Source organism: Thalassospira tepidiphila MCCC 1A03514, from assembly GCF_001662875.1.
In the GTDB taxonomy this organism is placed as follows: Bacteria; Pseudomonadota; Alphaproteobacteria; order Rhodospirillales; family Thalassospiraceae; genus Thalassospira; species Thalassospira tepidiphila.
In genome coordinates this window covers 1-19,443 of record NZ_JPVZ01000015.1, presented here as the reverse complement: position 1 = coordinate 19,443, position 19,443 = coordinate 1, and the positions used below count along the sequence as shown (strand labels likewise).

Annotated in this window: 16 protein-coding genes; 10 read left to right on the top strand and 6 right to left on the bottom strand. The window is 54.6% G+C overall.

All coding sequences use genetic code 11. The annotated features are described in order from the left end of the window. Positions 1-61: 61 nt before the first annotated feature. From TH4_RS19930 to TH4_RS19910, 5 genes are all read right to left on the bottom strand, one after another. Positions 62-1,186, bottom strand: a complete 1,125-nt coding sequence (locus TH4_RS19930; RefSeq protein WP_064782499.1) for an ABC transporter substrate-binding protein — start codon at positions 1,184-1,186, stop codon at positions 62-64. 7 nt (positions 1,187-1,193) lie between these two features. After that, entirely contained in the window at positions 1,194-2,417 is a 1,224-nt protein-coding gene (locus TH4_RS19925) for an MFS transporter (protein ID WP_064782498.1), read from the bottom strand. Position 2,418: 1 nt separating this feature from the next. Continuing rightward, positions 2,419-4,887: a TonB-dependent receptor gene (locus TH4_RS19920; protein WP_083997207.1), complete on the bottom strand. Its 2,469-nt coding sequence runs from the start codon at positions 4,885-4,887 to the stop codon at positions 2,419-2,421. A 120-nt stretch (positions 4,888-5,007) separates the two neighbouring features. Continuing rightward, complete coding sequence (locus TH4_RS19915; protein ID WP_064782511.1) at positions 5,008-5,973, bottom strand: FecR family protein; 966 nt, start codon at positions 5,971-5,973, stop codon at positions 5,008-5,010. Positions 5,974-6,073: 100 nt separating this feature from the next. Next, a complete protein-coding gene (locus tag TH4_RS19910; protein WP_245228032.1) occupies positions 6,074-6,661 on the bottom strand; it encodes an RNA polymerase sigma factor in 588 nt (195 codons plus the stop codon). A gap of 387 nt (positions 6,662-7,048) precedes the next feature. On the opposite strand from TH4_RS19910, the gene glpD reads away from it, so the two are divergent. The 9 genes from glpD (at position 7,049) to TH4_RS19865 (ending at position 18,195) form a co-directional block, all read left to right on the top strand. Continuing rightward, positions 7,049-8,605, top strand: a complete 1,557-nt coding sequence (gene glpD, locus TH4_RS19905) for a glycerol-3-phosphate dehydrogenase (protein ID WP_064782497.1) — start codon at positions 7,049-7,051, stop codon at positions 8,603-8,605. Further along, a complete protein-coding gene (locus TH4_RS19900) occupies positions 8,602-9,702 on the top strand; it encodes an ABC transporter ATP-binding protein (protein WP_064782496.1) in 1,101 nt (366 codons plus the stop codon). The genes glpD and TH4_RS19900 overlap by 4 nt, the downstream gene beginning before the upstream one ends. Before the next feature lie 15 nt (positions 9,703-9,717). Continuing rightward, positions 9,718-10,812, top strand: a complete 1,095-nt coding sequence (locus tag TH4_RS19895) for an ABC transporter ATP-binding protein (protein ID WP_064782495.1) — start codon at positions 9,718-9,720, stop codon at positions 10,810-10,812. Positions 10,813-10,826: 14 nt separating this feature from the next. Continuing rightward, positions 10,827-11,699, top strand: coding sequence for a carbohydrate ABC transporter permease (locus tag TH4_RS19890; RefSeq protein ID WP_008890109.1), 873 nt, complete (start codon positions 10,827-10,829; stop codon positions 11,697-11,699). A 1-nt stretch (position 11,700) separates the two neighbouring features. Next, entirely contained in the window at positions 11,701-12,504 is an 804-nt protein-coding gene (locus TH4_RS19885; RefSeq protein ID WP_008890110.1) for a carbohydrate ABC transporter permease, read from the top strand. A 24-nt stretch (positions 12,505-12,528) separates the two neighbouring features. After that, entirely contained in the window at positions 12,529-12,801 is a 273-nt protein-coding gene (locus TH4_RS19880) for a DUF2160 domain-containing protein (protein ID WP_063087963.1), read from the top strand. Between the two features lie 137 nt (positions 12,802-12,938). Next, the gene (locus tag TH4_RS19875) at positions 12,939-14,687 is read left to right on the top strand and encodes an ABC transporter substrate-binding protein (RefSeq protein WP_064782509.1); all 1,749 of its coding nucleotides are present in this window, start codon (positions 12,939-12,941) and stop codon (positions 14,685-14,687) included. 201 nt (positions 14,688-14,888) lie between these two features. Beyond that, a complete protein-coding gene (locus TH4_RS19870; protein WP_157097819.1) occupies positions 14,889-17,222 on the top strand; it encodes a methyl-accepting chemotaxis protein in 2,334 nt (777 codons plus the stop codon). A gap of 85 nt (positions 17,223-17,307) precedes the next feature. After that, complete coding sequence (locus tag TH4_RS19865; protein ID WP_245228029.1) at positions 17,308-18,195, top strand: tetratricopeptide repeat protein; 888 nt, start codon at positions 17,308-17,310, stop codon at positions 18,193-18,195. Here TH4_RS19865 and mobA read toward each other — a convergent pair. Then, complete coding sequence (mobA, locus tag TH4_RS19860; RefSeq protein ID WP_064782493.1) at positions 18,192-18,830, bottom strand: molybdenum cofactor guanylyltransferase MobA; 639 nt, start codon at positions 18,828-18,830, stop codon at positions 18,192-18,194. The two genes, TH4_RS19865 and mobA, sit on opposite strands and share 4 nt — an antisense overlap. Positions 18,831-19,090: 260 nt before the next feature. Here mobA and sugE point away from each other — a divergent pair, with 260 nt between their 5' ends. Beyond that, positions 19,091-19,411 (top strand): quaternary ammonium compound efflux SMR transporter SugE, encoded by a 321-nt coding sequence (gene sugE, locus TH4_RS19855; protein WP_008890117.1) that lies wholly within the window; start codon positions 19,091-19,093, stop codon positions 19,409-19,411. Positions 19,412-19,443: the final 32 nt, after the last annotated feature.

Genomic DNA, 19,443 nt, shown 5'->3' with positions numbered 1-19,443 from the left:
ACAACAGTGTTGCTCCCGCCATGATCAATCGTCGCGGAATGGTGATATGCGCAAAAACATCCTAGTTCGACAGCGTCCCGAAATAACCCGGCTGATAATCAATCGGCAGAAACCGGTCATGAAGCTGTTTGAAGGTTTTATCGGGATCGATATCTGCGAACAGTTCGGAGTGGAACCATTTGGCCATCTGCTGAATGGCGACGAACTGATAGGGGCTGTTGTAAAACTGATGCCAGACCGCATGGAATGCTTTGGTCTTTTGCGCCTTGATCCCGAGATAAGCCGGGCGGGTCGGATAGAATTTCAGTTTTTCAACAATTTCGTCCGGGTCGGCACCGGGACCGACCGGAACCCATTTGCCCCCCGGCACATAGACATCCCACATCGCGCTGGTGATGATGATGTGGTCCGGATCAGAAACAATGACCTGTTCGGCATTGATCTGCCCGAAGGTGCCAGGGATCAGGTCCTTGGCAATATTGTCGCCACCGGCCATTTCAACCATCGCACCAAAATTGCCATCGCCAAATGAATGGCAACAATCCTCGTAAAACCCGGCGGCACGGTCGATGAATACCTTTGGGCGATCCGGTTTCACACTGGCCAGGCGATTAGTGATTTTTGCGATTTCCTCAGCACGGAACGCGATAAATTCCTCAGCACGATCTTGCTTGCCAAACAGCTTTCCGAACAAACGAATGGAGGGTTCGGTATTCACTTCCGGGCTATTGCGAAAATCGACATAGACCACGGGGATATCAAGGGCTCCAAGCTTTTCGATATAGGCGGCTTCTTCCACCGCGCGCTTGGTTTCAAGATTGAGGAAAACGATATCGGGCTTTTGCGCAATCGTGGTTTCGATATCAATCAGGCTTTGCTCCAGCCCCTCAAAGGCCGGGATATCGGCAAATTCCGGGAACTTCGCAAGATAGGCCTGATAGGTTGCCGGATCGGCTTCGATCAGGTCCTTGCGCCAACCGACAATGCGCGCCGCCGGATTTTCGCGATCAAGGGCGGCAATGATATAAAGCTGGCGACCCTCGCCAAGGATGGCACGTTTTATCGGGACATTGACTGCAACTTCGCGCCCGGCGATATCGGTTACCGTGATGGTTTCGGCCTGTGCTGGCATCGGCCCAATCAGAACCAAAACCATAAACACAAGCATCTGTGAAAGTTTACGCATCCTCGTTTTACTCCCCTGATAGCTCAGTCGGGTTTGTCGTACGACCGACACCTACCCGCGTCACAGCGGTCAGCACCAAACCGACGAAATAGACAAAACCGACGAGAAAATAGATGTTTGAAAGCCCGGAAACCTGCGCGAACCAGCCGCCAATTGCGATCCCGGCCATCGATGAAAACTGGGCTGTGCTTTGCGCCAGTCCAAGTAAATATCCCTGCTGATGATCAGATGCACTGCGTGACACGAGCGCGGTCAAAACCGGCGTGGTTGCGCCCAAAAGCGTCCCCCACAGGAAATACATCGCGGCAAAAACAATGACCGATCCGGTCAGCCCTGCCGTCACGGTCACGACAATGCATCCGGCAATGACCAGACACATTCGCCCCAGAACGTTTTGCGCGGAACGTCCTTCGAAATAGCGCGCCCAAAGCGACGCGGTTGTCACAAAGCCCATCGCCAAAAGGCCGTAACAGAGCCCTACAACCCAGTTGCCGACATCAAAAGTGTGCAGGACATAAATCGGAAACGGCGATTGCGTCACCATTCGGCCAAGCAACAGAACGCCGATGATCGTCAGCAAGGAAATGACCTGTGGCGATCGCACAATGCTCGGCTTAGTATCCGGTCTGTCACTTGTCTTAGGCCGCACCGGAGCGGCGACAGTCGGAAGCAACACCCAAACCGAAATCATGCTGAGTGCACACAGGATGGCCGCCGAAAAGTTGATCCAAAAGAAGCTGGCAAGATCAAGGATCACACCACCAAGCAACGCCCCGCACAGCGAGCCGAGATTGGTCGACACCTGCAAATAGGCAAACAGCTTTGCCCGCCGTGCCGGGCTTTCGATGCTGACCCCGTACGCCTGGGCCGGTGCGATATATCCGGCACAGGCCCCTTGCAAAAACCGTAAGATCAGGATCGAAAAAACGTCACCAGAAAAGGCCAATACAAGCTGGGTCGCGGCCAAGCCAAAAAGGGCCCTAATCATCATCGCCTTGTGGCCGAACCGATCCCCGACCCGTCCCCAAAAGGTGCTGGTCAACATGATGCCCAGCATCGGTCCGACATAAACACCGATGCTGGCGAGTGTGAACAGATCATCTGAACTGGTGAGCGAACGCAGATGAAAGGGCCAGAACGGCCCGCTCATTTCCATTGCGCCCATGGATACCAGTTGCAGGACAAACAGGAGATGGATTTTCCTGTTTGTCCTGATCACGTCGCCGGTCACATCAGAAGTCCGCAGTTACCGACAGGAATGCAGTGCGCGGTGCGCCGAGTGAAAGCAGACTGTAGTCATTTACACCCGACCAGTATTTTTCGTTTGTGACGTTCTGAACCGTTGCACGCACCGTCAAAGGCGTTCCATACAATTCAGTTTTATAACGTGCACCGAGATCGAGTGTGGTCCAATCAGGAATACTCTGCGCATTTTTTGTATCTACGAACTGCTCAGAAGTATGAGTAATCGTACTGCTCAGCGTCAGACCATCAACAAATGGGGTATCCCATTCACCACCAATATTGATCTGCATTTCCGGCGTACCGACCGGGCGTTTACCCTTGTTGGCCGGAATGACGGCCTTGGTGATCTCGGAATCAAGGAACATCACCCCACCCAGCAGGCGGATATCGCTGGTAACCTCACCAAACACATTGAACTCAATCCCGCGGTTCCGTTGTTCATTATCTGCGCGACGCACGTTGGTGTCAGGATCAGTGTCAGAAGAGGGCTTCGTAATCTGGAAGGCCGAAACGGACCCACCGATCGTTCCGAAATCAAGTTTAATGCCAGTTTCAATTTGCTTGGCAACAAACGGCTCAAGCGCCTGACCCTCATTGGCGGTTCCGGATGGTGCAGTCCCCCCAGAGTTTAAGCCCTCGATATAGTTGGCATAAACAGAAACAGTTTCAGTCGGCTTGACAACAATCCCGGCCATCGGGGTGATGACACTGTCTTCATAGCTGGTGGAGAGCACGCCAGTGTTATAATTATCAACCTCGATGGTTTGATGACGAGCCCCAACCGTGAACAAAACCTGCTCGTCCCAGAACGACATTGTGTCGGCCAATGCATATCCAGTGAGTTTCGTATCCGAGAGTTTGGGACGACCATTTGTGTCATTGAAAGCGACGGGTGCTGCGTACTCTATGTTGTATATATTTCCACTCGGCGACGTCGAACCAGTAACAGGGTTTCCGGTTCCTCGACTAACAGAATCTTGATAATGGGAGGCTTCGAAGGTGACGTTGTGCGTTACATCAAGAGTATCGAATTCTCCGCGAACGCCACCACTGGTCGACCAACGGTCTGTTAAAAATCGTCGATAGGTCAAACCGCTTTCGGAATAGTCGCCCGCCGAATTCTGGAGGATCGGCGTCCCGAACACACGATCAAGCTCTGTACGTCCACCACCAAAGGAACCAAACACAGTCAAATGATCAAGTGCATCATATTCCGCCTTGACCATACCGGAGCGATCAACCGCATCGGACCATTCCCATTCCTGGATCGGATTTGTTGATCCGTCAGGCGCATCTGGAACGGCAAAAGTCGCAGTGCTATTTATGAAAAATTCTCGTGCTGGAGCATCCAGATTTTCACGCTGATCAATCAGATCGACAGAAGCCCGGAATTTATCACCTTTGTAGTCCAAGGCCAAAGCAGCCACGGATCTTTCGCGTGTTTGATGATCAAGGAAGGTGTCACCATCATGGTATCCACCATTGAATCGCACGCCGAATTCATCATCCGCGCCAAAGCGACGACTGAAATCAATATTCCCACCAGCTTGTTCGCCACGCCCATAGTCAAGACTAACGCGATTAAGGTCTTCATCGCCGGCGCGTTTGGGCACGATATTGATCGCCCCGCCGACAGCGCCGGTGGGTGACATCCCGTTCAGCAATGCATTCGGGCCTTTGATGACTTCAATACGCTCTGCGAGAGCGGAATCAACACGGAAGGTGGGAGCAACCCCATACGCCCCATTAAATCCGACCTCACCAGCATTAGCGAGGTTCACACCAAACCCTCGGATTTGATAGGTATCCAAGTTTGATGTTTCGGCATTCGGAGCCCGTACCGAAGGATCATATTGCAGAACGTCAGCGATGGTTTCAGCCTGCTGATCGGCGATATGTTCGCTGGTGTAGCTCGTAATACTGACCGGAGCATCCATGATGTCGGTATTGCCGAGCATGCCCAGTCGTCCGCCGGTTGCCACCTGCCCTCCAGCATAGGCCGGGGCAAGATCGGATTGTGCATCTCTGGCCTCGACAATCACCGGATCGGTAACCATTTCGTCGCTGACATTACTCTGCGTGCTTGCGTCGGTAATGATCAGTGAACGGCTGCCGATTGCGCGATAGGATAAATTCGTACCTCGAATAAGCATTTCGATTGCGCCCGGGACAGAAAACTCGCCGCGAATTTCGCGCGGTTCGGTGATTTCCGGCAGATCGATGGTATAGGCGATACTCCAGCCGGAAACATCGCCAATCTGGCTGATACCCTCGGCGATTGACATGACGCTGAAATCAAAGCTGTAAAGTGCTTGCGCGACTTCGACCTGTTTGCCCGGCACGGTTTGAGTGTTGGTTTCAGCCGCCATCAAAGCGGTCGGCAGACCGATTGAGGACGTCATCAACAATGCCGAGATCAGGATATTCTTTTTTGATTTTGCCTGCTTGGAATACAAATTCCCGCTCCATTCTGAGATTGGTTTTTCAGGCAGGTCCCCCTGCACCTAGAAAAACAAACGAGCGGGAAAATAAACTCCTCACATGAGGAAGCACTTTTTTGCGAATTTTTCGCAATCTTAATAAATAATGGTCAACCAAGGTGATGTTTTGATCACCGATCCACCCACCGCAACGGCAAGCGTTTCAAAGGAGCTGGCAACATCATTGGTCGGAAAACTGCCCGAAACGGTTTTGTTTCCAATATTTCCCAAAACCATCAGACGGCCCGGTGCGAAGTTATCAAGACGCGCAACCAGATCATCCAGACGCACGTTCTGAACACTCAGACGCCCATGCATCCAACTTTGTACGGATGCAATATCGACGACTTCCTTGGCCTGCACCCCGCCAGCCCCGACGGCCACCGCATCCCCCGGACCAAGCATAACGCTGCCTGTATCGGCCCCGGTCGACACCCGGACAGCGCCCTCTTCGACGCCGACCGTTGTGTCGTGCGTCAGGTAATCAACATTGAAGCGCGTCCCAACCACTTCGACTGTTGCCATACCGGCCCGAACCCGGAAGCTGTCGCCATCGCGATGCATGACATCAAAAAATGCCTGACCACGCAAAAGTTCGACATCCCGTTTCCCGTCTTCAAAGTCGGTGGCAATCGCGCTGTTGGCGGCAAGAAAAACCGCGGATCCATCCGGCAACCGCATCTCGGTTACCGTCGCGGCATCGGTAACAATATCAGCCTGAAGATTGTCCAGGGCGTCGGGGTTTAGAAAGGCAACCATCGCCAATACCGCCGCCACCGCAGCACATGACGTCACAGTCCGCAGCGGAGAGAACCAGTCAAGCACCCTTTGCCAAACTGGCACCTGCCCGGCGTCGCTGACTGCAATGCGGCGGGCCGGTTCTTCGACCTGTGCCCAAAGAACGCGCATCTGATCATAGGCAAGGCGGTTGCCTGTGTCGGCATTGAGCCAAGCGTCAAATTCCTGTTCCTGCGCGGCCGACAGCGAACCACCTGCACGCTTTACGTGCCAAAGGGCTGCTTCGTCCTTTTGCGCCTCGGTCAGTTTAACGTCGCCTTGCATTGATCTGTTATCGGTCCACACGGTACTGGCTGTTATGCGATTTCTATAACGAATAAACGGCTGAGAACAAAATATCCTCATGCTGTTTGGCTCAAACTTTTCAATCTGTATCCCGATAATCTTCCAGACGTTGCTGGCAATGGCGCATGGTGCGTGCAAGTTGCTTTTCCACTGCGCTGACAGATATTCCGTATTTCTGCGCCAGTTTTGCGTTTGAAACCCCGTCCACTCGATGCAAAACAAACATCTCGCGCGCCTTGGGGGAAAGCTCCAGCAAAGCCCGATCAAGTGCCGAAAGCGCTTGGCGCGACTGGGCATGATCGTGCGGGGAAGATGTTTCTCTCTGCCATAACTGGATGGGCAAGATCCGGCGCATGAGCCCCGTGCGCCCCGCCGTGCTTCGATGATAATCAATCACCGCATTGCGCACCGACGCATAAAGAACCTTGACGTTTACTTCGTCCGTTCCGTGATCCCCCGAAAGCAACAGTCTGGCATAGACGTCCTGAACTATTTCATCCGCAGTCTCACGGTCACCGATACGACGATTGGCCATCGAGACCAGTTGCCGACGGTGGTCCTCAAATAGTTTTGAGAGCGTGTTCTGCCAGGGCTTCATATTTGGATCATCTGCTGTCGCTTGGTCACGCTTTGTCGCGAATTGTCGCGAATTGTCGCGTCGGGCCACAATGCGATTTCCGATCACACGGCAACCCGGAAGCGCAAGCTAACAAAAATGATAATCATTTTCAATCGCAAAAGAGTTTTGATATTCAGACCCGCATATTTGGCGGCTTTCATCACTTATTTTTCAGTTTCAACCGATTCCAAGGGTTTTTCTGCCCTGATTGCAAACGAAAGAAACAAAGATTTGCCTGCTGTCCAACAAGGGAATTGCTCAATCTTCCAATGATTACAATCTGTTACATTTCAGAAATTCAGTTTCGTTAATGAAAATTCCAAACAGCCATAATTTTCGCTTGCAATTATTTTGGGGCGTTCGTAACGTTTGTGAAAGAACAGAATGGCAGTTGAGAACAGCTGTCACAAATAAGAGCAATTGGGGAGGAATCGGTTGCTCACTCCAAAAACATATGACATCGCCATTATTGGTGGTGGGATCAATGGCACAGGCATTGCGCGTGACGCGTCGGGTCGTGGGCTAAGCGTCTATCTGTGTGAAAAGGATGACCTTGCCAGCGCGACCTCGTCGGCCAGCACGAAGCTGATCCATGGTGGCCTGCGGTATCTTGAACATTATGAATTCCGCCTTGTGCGTGAAGCGCTGATTGAACGCGAAGTTCTTTTGCGTGCCGCCCCGCACATCATCTGGCCGCTTCGATTTGTCCTGCCCCACGTCAAGGGCCTGCGCCCGGCATGGATGATCCGGCTTGGCCTGTTTTTGTATGACCATCTTGGCGGTCGCGAAAAACTTCCCGGATCCGAGGGCATCAAGCTTGCCACCCACCCGGCCGGTGCGCCACTGGTCAAGGGCATGGACAAGGCATTTGTCTATTCCGATTGCTGGGTTCAGGATGCGCGCCTTGTGGTATTGAATGCCATGGATGCCCGTGATCGCGGCGCTGACATCGAAACCCGCACCGAATGTGTATCGGCCAAACGCGAAAATGGCCTTTGGACCGTGACACTGCGCAATATCGATGACGGCTCGGAAAAAACCATTCAGGCCAAATCGCTGGTCAATGCCGCAGGTCCCTGGTGTGCGGAACTTCTTGAAAAGCGGGTTGAGGCCAAGAAGAAACAGGGCATTCGCATGGTTCAGGGCAGCCACATCGTGGTGCCAAAACTGTTTGACCATGACTATTGCTATATCTTCCAGAACCCGGACGGGCGGATTGTTTTTGCCATCCCCTATGAGCAGGACTTCACCCTGATCGGCACCACGGATCGCGATTACAAAGGCGATCCGGCCAAGGTCGCGATCAGCGCAGATGAAACCAAATATCTCTGCGAACTTGCCAATACCTATTTCGAAAAGAAAATCACCACCGATGATGTTGTCTGGGCCTATTCCGGTGTCCGCCCGCTTTATGGCGATGGCAGCGAAGACGCATCCCAGGTAACCCGTGATTATGTTCTGGAAATCGACCGGGGCGAAAATGCCGATAATGGTGCGCCGCTTCTAAACATCTATGGCGGCAAGATCACCACCTATCGCAAGCTTGCGGAATCCGCGATGAGCAAGCTTTGCCCGCTACTTGGCAGCAACGACACAAGATGGACCGCGGACAAACCACTTCCGGGTGGTGATATTCCCGATGCGGATTTTGAACGCTATCTTACTGCGATGCACAAGAAGTTTCCCTGGATTGCGCAAGCACAGCTATACCGTTACGTGCAAAACTACGGCACACTCACCAATATGATCATTGGCGATGCCAGCGATCTGAAAGGGCTTGGAAAGCACTTCGGTGACGACGTATACGAGTGCGAATTGCGCTATCTGGTGGATCACGAATGGGCCAGAACGGCCGATGATATTTTGTGGCGCCGCTCCAAACTGGGGCTGCACCTTTCGGATGAGACGCGTAATGCCATTGTCCAATGGTTCAAAACCGAACCGACATCAAAAAACACCGTGAAAGCGGGCGAAGGAAACAGTGGAAAATGACCCTTACGCTTGAAAACATAACCAAGACCGTGGGTGGGGAGACCCATATCGACGATGTGTCGATGACGCTCGAACCGGGATCGTTCAACGTCCTTTTGGGGCGGACACTTGCCGGGAAGACCACCCTGATGCGGATTATGGCAGGCCTCGAGCCGCCGACCAAGGGCCGCATTTTGGTTGATAATGCCGATGTGACCGGTATGGCGGTGCAGAAACGCAACGTCGCCATGGTCTATCAGCAGTTCATCAACTACCCATCGATGAACGTGTTTGACAACATCGCATCCCCCCTGAAATTGCAGGGCGTTGATAAGGCAGAGATCGAAAAGCGTGTGCGTTCGACAGCCGAACTGATGCATATCGAACATCTGCTTGATCGCCTGCCACAGGAACTTTCCGGTGGCCAGCAGCAGCGTACCGCCATGGCGCGCGCCATGGTCAAGGATTGCAAGTTGCTGCTGCTTGACGAACCGCTGGTCAACCTGGACTACAAGCTGCGCGAAGAACTCCGCGAAGAGATCCCCAACCTATTGGCCGAGCGTGACACCATTGTTGTCTATGCCACGACCGAGCCGATGGAAGCATTGTTGCTGGGTGGCAAATGCGCGGTGATGCATGAAGGCCGAATGACCCAGTTTGGCCCGACCACAGAGGTTTATCACAACCCGGCCACGGTCAAGACCGGCCTGATCTTTTCCGATCCGCCGATCAACCTGGTTGAGGCCGAAGTACGCGATGGCGCGATCTTTATGAAAAGCGGCCATCAGGTGCCGCTTAAAGGTCATCTGGCAAATCTTGGTAATGGCGATTACACCCTTGGCATTCGCGCCAACCACCTGTCGGTTGATCCGACGGGTGATGATACGATCGCGATGCAGGGACAGGTCGAACTGGCCGAAATCACCGGTTCGGAGACCTTTGTGCACGTCCATTTCAATGACGTGTCCTGGGTGATCCAGGAAGAAGGCGTTCACAACCCGCGCCTTGGCGAAGCAACCCAGTTCTATGTCGATCCGACACGCCTGTTTGCCTTTGATGCGAACGGCGCGCTCGTGGCCGCCCCGCCGGTCGAAATCAAAAACGGCAAAGCGGCGTGAGGGAAGAGTAAGAAAATGGCACGTATTGATCTTAAAAGCCTTGCGCATTCCTACTTCCCCGATCCGAAAACGGACGAGGATTATGCCCTGCGTCGTATGGAGCATGTCTGGGAAGATGGCGGCGCTTATGCCCTGTTGGGCCCGTCGGGTTGCGGCAAGACGACATTGCTGAACATCATTTCAGGCCTTCTGACCCCGTCACACGGGCAGGTCCTGTTTGATGGCAAGGATGTCACAAGCCTTGCCCCGGAAGAACGTAACATCGCACAGGTTTTCCAGTTCCCGGTGATCTATGACACCATGACGGTCTATGACAACCTGGCCTTCCCGCTGCGCAATCGCGGCATCGATGAAAAACGCGTTGATGCACGTGTGCGTGAAATTGCCGGCATGCTGGATCTGAACGGCAAGCTTAAGCAAAAGGCACGCGGCCTTGGTGCGGATGAAAAACAGACGATCTCGCTGGGGCGTGGTCTGGTGCGCGATGATGTTTCGGCCATTCTGTTTGACGAACCGCTGACCGTGATTGACCCGCATCTGAAATGGGTTCTGCGCCGCAAGCTTAAAGAAATTCACAACAAGCTGCGCCCGACCATGGTGTATGTCACCCATGATCAGGTCGAAGCCCTGACTTTTGCTGACAAGGTTGTTGTCATGTATGGCGGCAAGGTCGTGCAGCTGGGCACCCCGCAGGAACTGTTTGAAAATCCGGCCCATACCTTTGTCGGTTACTTCATCGGAAGCCCCGGCATGAACATCATGGATTGCAAGATTGATGATGGCGCGGCCTGGGTTGATGGCCAGCGGATCGGTCTTTCGAACCGCCACCTTGAAGCCGTTTCCAAACAAACCGGCAAGCTTGAGCTCGGCATTCGTCCCGAATTCCTGACCCTTGAAACCGGCAACGCCGACAAGGGATCAGACGGGATCGAAGTCAACATCACCAAGGTCGAGGACCTTGGTCAGTTCAAGATCGCGACCACCCGGTTCGGCACATCTGAAATCAAGGTCAAGCTCGGCGAAGACGAACAGGTTGTCGGCCAGTCCGGCATTCTGCGCTTTGTGCCGGAATGGACCAAGCTTTACGCCGACAGTCAGTTGGTCGCGTAAGGGGGGATGGGGAAATGAACAAAATTACCAACAACAAGGCCTGGTTCCTCGTCCTGCCAGTGTTCTTTATCGTTGCCATCAGTGCGATCATTCCGCTGATGACGGTTGTGAACTATTCGGTTCAGGACATTTTCGATCCGCAGACGCGCTTCTTTGTCGGCACCGAATGGTTTGAACAGGTTCTGGGCGACAGCCGCCTTCATGACGCGCTGCTGCGTCAGATTTTCTATACGCTTTCGGTTCTGTTCATCGAAATTCCGCTGGGCATCGCGGTTGCACTGACGCTGCCGCGCAAGGGCTGGGGTGTTTCGGCATCGATGGTTCTGCTGGCCTTGCCGCTGCTTATTCCATGGAACGTGGTTGGCACCATCTGGCAGATCTTTGGCCGTGCGGACATTGGTCTGGGTGGCTATGTCATCAATCTGATGGGCATTGACTACAACTACGCCCAGAACCCGATGGATGCCTGGCTGACTGTGCTTGTCATGGATGTCTGGCACTGGACCAGCCTGATTGTGCTGCTGTGCTATGCCGGTTTGCGCTCAATCCCGGATGCCTATTATCAGGCGGCCAAGATTGACGGTGCATCGCGCTGGGCCGTGTTCCGCTTTATTCAGCTGCCGAAAATGCAGTCGGTTCTCGTGATCGGTGTTCTGCTGCGCTTTATGGACAGCTTCATGATCTATACCGAACCGTTCGTCCTCACAGGTGGCGGTCCGGGTAACGCAACCACCTTCCTCAGCCAGTTCCTGACCCGGATGGCAGTCGGTCAGTTTGACCTTGGTCCTGCTGCGGCCTTCTCGCTGGTCTACTTCCTGATCATTCTGTTGGTTTGCTGGGTTTTCTATACCGTCGTGATGAACGCCGGAAAGCAGGGGGAACAATAAAATGCAGTTCCAGAAACGACATATCGGACTTCTTCTTTATATCCTGTTCCTGTTGGTTCCGATCTATTGGCTGTTCAACATGTCAATCAAGACCAATACGGAAATCCTGGGCGCAATGACCCTGTTCCCGGACAATCCGACATTGGCCAACTATGCAACCATCCTGACCGATCCGGCCTGGTACACGGGTTATATCAACTCGATGATCTATGTCGGCATCAACGTGGTGATTTCACTGGTGGTTGCCCTGCCGGCTGCTTATGCGTTTTCGCGGTTCAACTTTACCGGCGACAAGCATCTGTTCTTCTGGCTTCTGACCAACCGTATGGCACCGCCGGCCGTGTTCCTGTTGCCGTTCTTCCAGCTGTATTCAAGTGTCGGCCTGTTTGACACCCATATCGCTGTGGCACTCGCACACTGCCTGTTTAACGTGCCGCTGGCTGTCTGGATCCTTGAAGGGTTTATGTCGGGCATTCCAAAGGAAATCGATGAGACCGCCTATATCGACGGTTACTCGTTCCCGCGGTTCTTTGCCACGATCTTCTTGCCGCTGATCCGGTCCGGCATCGGTGTGACCGCGTTCTTCTGCTTTATGTTTAGCTGGGTTGAACTGCTGCTCGCACGCACGCTGACCTCGGTCGAGGCCAAGCCGATCGCCGCCACCATGACCCGTACCGTTTCGGCATCGGGCCTTGATTGGGGTGTTCTGGCGGCTGCGGGTGTTTTAACCATCGTCCCGGGCGCCTTGGTGATCTGGTTCGTTCGCAACTACATCGCCAAAGGTTTCGCGATGGGTCGCGTGTAATCGGAAAACAGGAGGAATATCAAAATGGCATGGATGGCCTGGACCCCGATTACCGCCGCGTTCTTTGGCTGCATCTTTTTGATGCTGATCGGGATGGGAATTTGGCAGGCGGTTTCACCGACCGTACCGCGGCGTGGCTTTTTGCCACTGACCACCACACGCGGTGATCGCCTGTTTATCAGTTTGCTTGGAGCCGCCTATATCCATCTTGGCTGGCTGGCATTTACCGATGCCGCCCTTTGGATTGGTTCCATCATCGCACTTGTCTGGCTCGTCATTGTGATGCGCTGGGGTTAACAACCAAAACGGTACCGCGTCCTGCAGCGGTACCGTTTTCGATCGAATTCATCACGGTGGGCTGTCCGTCTTCCCCCAGCGTCGATGACCGGGTTTACCGGATGAGCAATAAGGAAGACGACCAGGGAGAAAACGACATGATCGTTAAAGCCAAAGGTGCCAAAAGCGTTGTTAAAGGCAGCGCCGTTGCCGTCGCCCTTGGTCTTGCTGTGCTGGCGAACCCGGCCATGGCAGATCAATATACCGACGCGGCGAAAAAATGGATCGACAGCGAGTTCCAGCCGTCGAGCCTGAGCAAAGACGCCCAGATGGCCGAACTGGAATGGTTCATCAAAGCAGCTGAACCGTTCCGCGGCATGGACATCAACGTGGTGTCTGAAACCATCACCACGCACGAATATGAGTCCAAGGTTCTGGCAAAGGCCTTCTCGGAAATCACCGGGATCAACCTGACCCACGACCTGATCGGCGAAGGCGATGTCATCGAAAAACTGCAGACCCAAATGCAGTCGAACCGCAACATCTATGACGCCTTCATCAATGACTCGGACCTGATCGGCACCCACGCGCGTTATGACGCGGTTGTGCCGCTGACCGACTGGATGGCGGGCGAAGGTGCGGACGTTACCTCTCCGACCCTGGATCTGGACGACTTCATCGGTCTGTCCTTCACCACCGGTCCGGATGGCAAGCTTTATCAGCTTCCTGACCAGCAGTTCGCGAACCTTTACTGGTTCCGTTATGACTGGTTCCAGCGTGAAGACCTGCAAAAGCAGTTCAAGGACAAGTACGGCTATGACCTGGGCGTTCCGGTCAACTGGTCGGCTTATCAGGACATCGCCGAATTCTTCACCAATGACGTTGGTGAAATCGATGGCCAGAAAGTCTATGGCCACATGGATTACGGCAAAAAAGACCCGTCACTGGGTTGGCGCTTCACCGATGCGTGGCTTTCCATGGCTGGCGCTGGCGACAAGGGCATCCCGAACGGCCTTCCGGTCGACGAATGGGGTATCCGTGTTGAAGGTTGCTCCCCTGCTGGCTCAAGCGTGACCCGTGGCGGTGCCGCGAACGGCCCGGCAGCGGTTTATGCCCTGACCAAATATATCGACTGGCTCAAGGCTTATGCCCCGCCAGAAGCAGCCGGCATGACCTTTGGTGAAGCTGGTCCTGTTCCGGCACAGGGCCAGATCGCACAGCAGATCTTCTGGTACACCGCCTTTACCGCCGACATGGCGAAAAAAGGTACTCCGGTTGTGAACGAAGACGGCACGCCGAAATGGCGTATGGCCCCGTCGCCGCATGGCCCGTACTGGGAAGAAGGCATGAAGCTTGGTTATCAGGACGTGGGTTCCTGGACTCTGATGAAGTCCACCCCGGTTGAGCGCCGCAAAGCTGCATGGCTCTATGCACAGTTCACCACCTCGAAAACCGTATCGCTGAAAAAGACCCTCACCGGTCTGACACCGATCCGTCAGTCTGACCTGGATACCCAGGAAATGACCGATATCGCTCCGAACTGGGGTGGTCTGGTCGAGTTCTATCGTTCGCCGGCCCGTGTTCAGTGGTCGCCGACCGGTACCAACGTTCCGGATTATCCGAAACTGGCGCAGCTCTGGTGGCAGAACGTTGCCGAAGCTGTAACCGGCGAACGGACCCCGCAGGAAGCCATGGACAACCTTGCGACCTCCATGGACCGTGTTCTGGAGCGTCTGGAACGTGCTGGCATCGGTGGTGAATGCGCACCGAAGCTGAACGAAGAACGTGATGCCCAGTACTGGTTCGACCAGCCGGGCGCACCGAAACCGAAACTTGCCAACGAAAAACCGCAGGGTGAGACCGTCAAATATGACGATCTGATCGCGGAATGGCGTGCAGCCCAGTAATTCGGGCTACACTACTGGGGGTGTCGGGGGTGATTTTTTCGCCCCCGACCGTCCCACCCGATTTTCCAATAGAATTCATATTTCCGACGCGTATTCCGTTAAGTCATAAAAACCCAAGAAGTCCGTAAAAAGGATGCACATTTCCCAAAAAGGGAATTGTCTGCCCAAAGAAAAAACAAAGGGCCAGACAGGGAGGAAACAGTGAATACCGCCATCAAAAAACGTCGCGCGGGCCTTGGCATTCAAGGTCGGCTTATGGCTTCTTTTGCCTTGATTCTGGTTCTGGCCGGGATTTCATCGGCCGTGTCATGGGTATCTTTTGGCAGCAATCGCGATCTTGTCGCTGATATCACGACCAACAGCCTGCCCTCGATCATCCGTCAGATGGAACTGGCGACGAACGGTGTTGGCCTTGCCGCACAAGCCCCCGTGCTTGCCGCGTCACGGGATGCCGAAGAACTGGCAACAACCGAGGCCCGCCTTGATCAACTTGTTGCCAATGCGCGGGCCAGACTTCAGGAAATCACCGAAGCCAATCCGGATTCCATCATTATTGACCTTGCCGCCCGGAACGCCGGCGCAGGTGAAGGTGAAGGGTCAAACGCACCCGCAGTTGCCGATGGCACGGAGAGCACTGGTGGCTCAGAAGCACAAAGCGCTAATGCGCAAACCACTGCGCCAGAGCCGGAACTTGTCGATGCGATTTCTATTCTAAGAGAGCATCTTGATAACATCGTCACCGGGCGTAAACACCTTCATGAACTGACCACCAGACGCCTTGAGATTGAAAAGCTGCGCGGTGATCTGACCCTTGATATGGTCTTTGCCTATAGCGACCTGTCAGAGTTCCTGAGCCCGTTGGTCGAGGTCGTTGATATTGATGTGGATCGCGGTATATCGCGCGTCGCCAATGGCAATACCGACGCAGCAGAAAAGCTTGGAGAAACCATCGGCTTTTCACAGCTGATTGCCGAAATCCGCGCCAATGTGAACCTTGCCTTTGGCATGCTGACCGCCGCCATCGCCGTGCCCGAGGGCGAGGCCATGGATGAGGTTCGCAGTCAATGGAGCTGGGCGGAGCTGCGCATTACCGATGCGCTTGAAGAACTGCCAGACAATGATGACGGAGAGCGTATCCGTGAACTTGCCAATGCCCTTCTGGCCTTTGGCAAAGGCAGCAACAGCGTCTTTGATCTGCGCGAAGCAGAATGGGACAACCAGTATGAAACTGAACAGACCCTTGATGCCACACTGGCAACTGCCGAGGCCCTGTCACACGCCATCGCGTTGATGGTCGACACCAAGCGCACCGAGGTTGACGCCAACGCCAGCGAAGCCCTTTCAAAGGTCGAATGGGATCAACAGGTCATTGCGATCATCGGAATTTCCGTTCTGCTGATATCGCTTCTGATCATGCTGTTTTATGTGCGCGGCAACCTGATCAAGCGTCTTCTGCGCGTGATTGACGGGATGCGCAAGGTTGCCAACGGCGATCTTTCGACCGAAGTCAAGGATACCGGGCGGGATGAAATTGGCCGAATGGCCGAAATCCTCGGACAGTTCCGTGAAACCAGCCTTGCCGCACAACAGGCCGAAGAAAAAGTTGCCCGCGAACGCGAACAGGCTGAACACGAACGGCGGCGCGCGATGCTTGATCTGGCTGATGCGTTTGAAACGTCAATCTTGCAGGTCGCCCAGGACGTCGCGCACGAGGCAGAAAACATCCAGACCACATCCGATCAGGTCCGCGATCGCGCACAGGTGGCCTCGACCAATGCCACCGGTGTTGCTGGCGCGTCCGAAGAAATATCGATCAATATGGCATCGGTATCGGATGCCACACAGTCGCTTTCGGATCGGGTGCGTGATACCGGGCACCGGGCGCAAAAGTCGGTTGGTGCTGCAACCAGTGCGGTTGAAGCTGCCCAACGGACAAATGCCACCATGCATGAACTTGAAACCGGTGCGCAGGAAATCGGCGAGATCCTGAACCTTATTCAGGACATTGCAGCCCAGACCAATCTGTTGGCCCTGAATGCAACGATTGAGGCCGCCCGCGCCGGTGAAGCTGGCAAAGGGTTTGCGGTTGTCGCACAGGAAGTCAAAAACCTTGCCAACCAGACCGGAACGGCAACCGACCGCATTGCCCAGCGCATCAACGAAATCCAGTCGACCACCGGGGTTGCCGTCAAGGCCATCGCCGAAATTCGAGACAGCATCACTGGCATTCACGAAACCGTCGGTGAAATGTCGGACGCTGTATCCGAGCAGCAGGAATTCGTGGCTGAAATCGCCAGCAACGTCGAACAATCCGCAACAGCTGCCAGCGAGATGAATGGCACGATTACGCAGGTCAGCGCCGCAGCAGATGACAACCTTGCCGCGGTTGACGGCCTGCTTGATGCGACAGGTCGCCTTCGCAACCAGTCCGATGATCTGGGCAATCGGGTTCGTGACTTCCTGCGCACCATCCGTTCGGAACAGCCCCAAACGACATCCCGCAATCAACCAGAAGAAGTTGCCTCCCTGCGATGAAAGCAAACTGCCAGGACAGGCCATCAGGTCTGTTCTGGCACATTTTTTTTCGCCCACCTGGCACAGAAATGTTAGACAAGACACCATGAAAAACATCATCGCCCGTTCAGCAAAACCATCCTGTTTGAAAGCCACACGCGTTGGTGCTTTGGCACTTGCCACGATGATTGCCTCGATGATTGCTCTGGGTGCAGCCCCGGCGTTGGCATCGTCGGCACTTGATGACGGCATCAAGGCCTATCGACACGGGGAATTTGAAAAGTCGGCCGGCATTTTTTCATCGCTGGCAGACAACGGCGATGCCACCGCGCAATATCTTCTGTCCTGCCAGACCATCAATGGCGTTGGTGCTACTGCCAACGAAAATGCCGGCTGGACGCTGATGGAACAGGCGTCCGAGAACAACAATCCGAATGCCAGTGTTGTCATGGCTAGGCGTCTTGAAGCGATGGGCGGCGACAAAGACAAAATCCGCGGCCTTTATATTGCCGCCGCCCAAAAGAACAACACCCAGGCAATGCTGTGGCTCGCCCTTGATGCGCTTGATCGCGGCGATGCGGCACAGGCCGAAGCCCATCTGAAACAGGCGTGGGAACTTGGTGATCCACGTGCGGCAACGCTTCTTGCCAACCGCTTTGCCAAAAGCGATGTCGATCGCCTGACATATTTGCGCCGTGCTGCCCAACACGGCGAAATGCGCGCGGCTGCCTACCTTGCCGAAGAAGCCCGCACGGTTGATGACAAGGCCGAAGCCGTTGGCTGGTGCGCGATTGCGACCGGCATGCCCGGCCATAACGAAGATGTCGACTGGAAAACCATTGGTGATGCGGTCGAAAAGAACTGCGGCCAGTTCGACAAGGACCTGTCGCCCAAAGACCGCGCGATTAACCGCGAACGCGTCGATCATTTCCTGTCCGAGTTCTTCCAGAATTACGAACCGTGGCAGCCGTGGCGGGCCTGCGCGGTTGACTAATCCTGCGTAGATACAGCGCTGGCAAGGGCACTGTTGATCAGCTTCAGGTCATCTGGCGTATTAACGTTGGTAAACGGCTCCAACCCCGAAACCTGATTTTCAAACACCACCCGCGGTGCATCCAATGCCTGCAATGGCCCGCGCACCCGTCGATCATCGAACGCCAGCAGATCGGCAATCACCGGGGCGGCATCGCGGTGCCAGATGCTAGAAAGATAATGGTCGCGGTCTGCGTGGCTGGCAAAGGCGGCTTTGGCTTTTCCGGCTTGGGCCGCGGCAAGCAATCGCCCCACCATATCAAGCGGCACAATCGGGCAATCGACGGGAAACGTCACCAGCCAATCGATACCGTCCGGCAAGGCTAACAGACCACCCAGAATACCGCCCAGTGGCCCCTGCCCCGGTTTGGACGCATCACCAACCACCGGCAGGCCGTAATCCATAAACGCCTCAGCCCCGGCATTGGATGAAATCATCACCTGATCGCATTGGGCTTGGGCAACATCAATCACCCGCCCGATCAGGCTTTTGCCCCCAACCTCGCGAAACGCCTTGTTCCCGCCCATACGTCGCGCTTCGCCTCCGGCCAGAACAAGGCCAAGGGTTGGGACATGTCGGAACTGACGCGTGTTCAAGATAAGACCAAACCTTTGAAGGGGGCGAATAATCAGACGCCCTCATCATAATCCAGTGCGCCCATCCATGCATCTGTCGTCTTGGCTCCGAGGCATTTTCTAAGGCCGCGTTCTGATGTTGCACTGCGTCATTTTTACATTGTCGCCCTAAGGGCATTGATTTAGAGTGATTAAAGACTTTGCGACTTCCACCTTGATACCGGACGACCGGTATTCCTGATCCGATCAATGGGGACGGCCCCGCAAGACAGGAGGCCCCCATGGCCTGGACAGCGTTGGTTATTGCCGGATTTCTCGAAATTTGCTGGGCGATTGGCCTGAAATACACCGAAGGCTTCACCAAGCCCATCCCAAGTGCCCTGACCATTGCCGCGATCGCCGCCAGTTTCTGGCTGCTTTCAATCGCCATGCGCACCATCCCGATTGGCACCGCCTACGCCATCTGGACCGGCATCGGGGCGGCGGGTGCGGTGATCTTTGGCATCATCATGGTCGGCGAACCGGCCAATCCCGGACGGTTGGTCGCGATTGCGCTGATCCTTTCGGGGATCGTGATGCTGAAATTGTTCAGCCCGTCGTAAAGTGCTGTTTACAACACGCAATTGCAAAACGG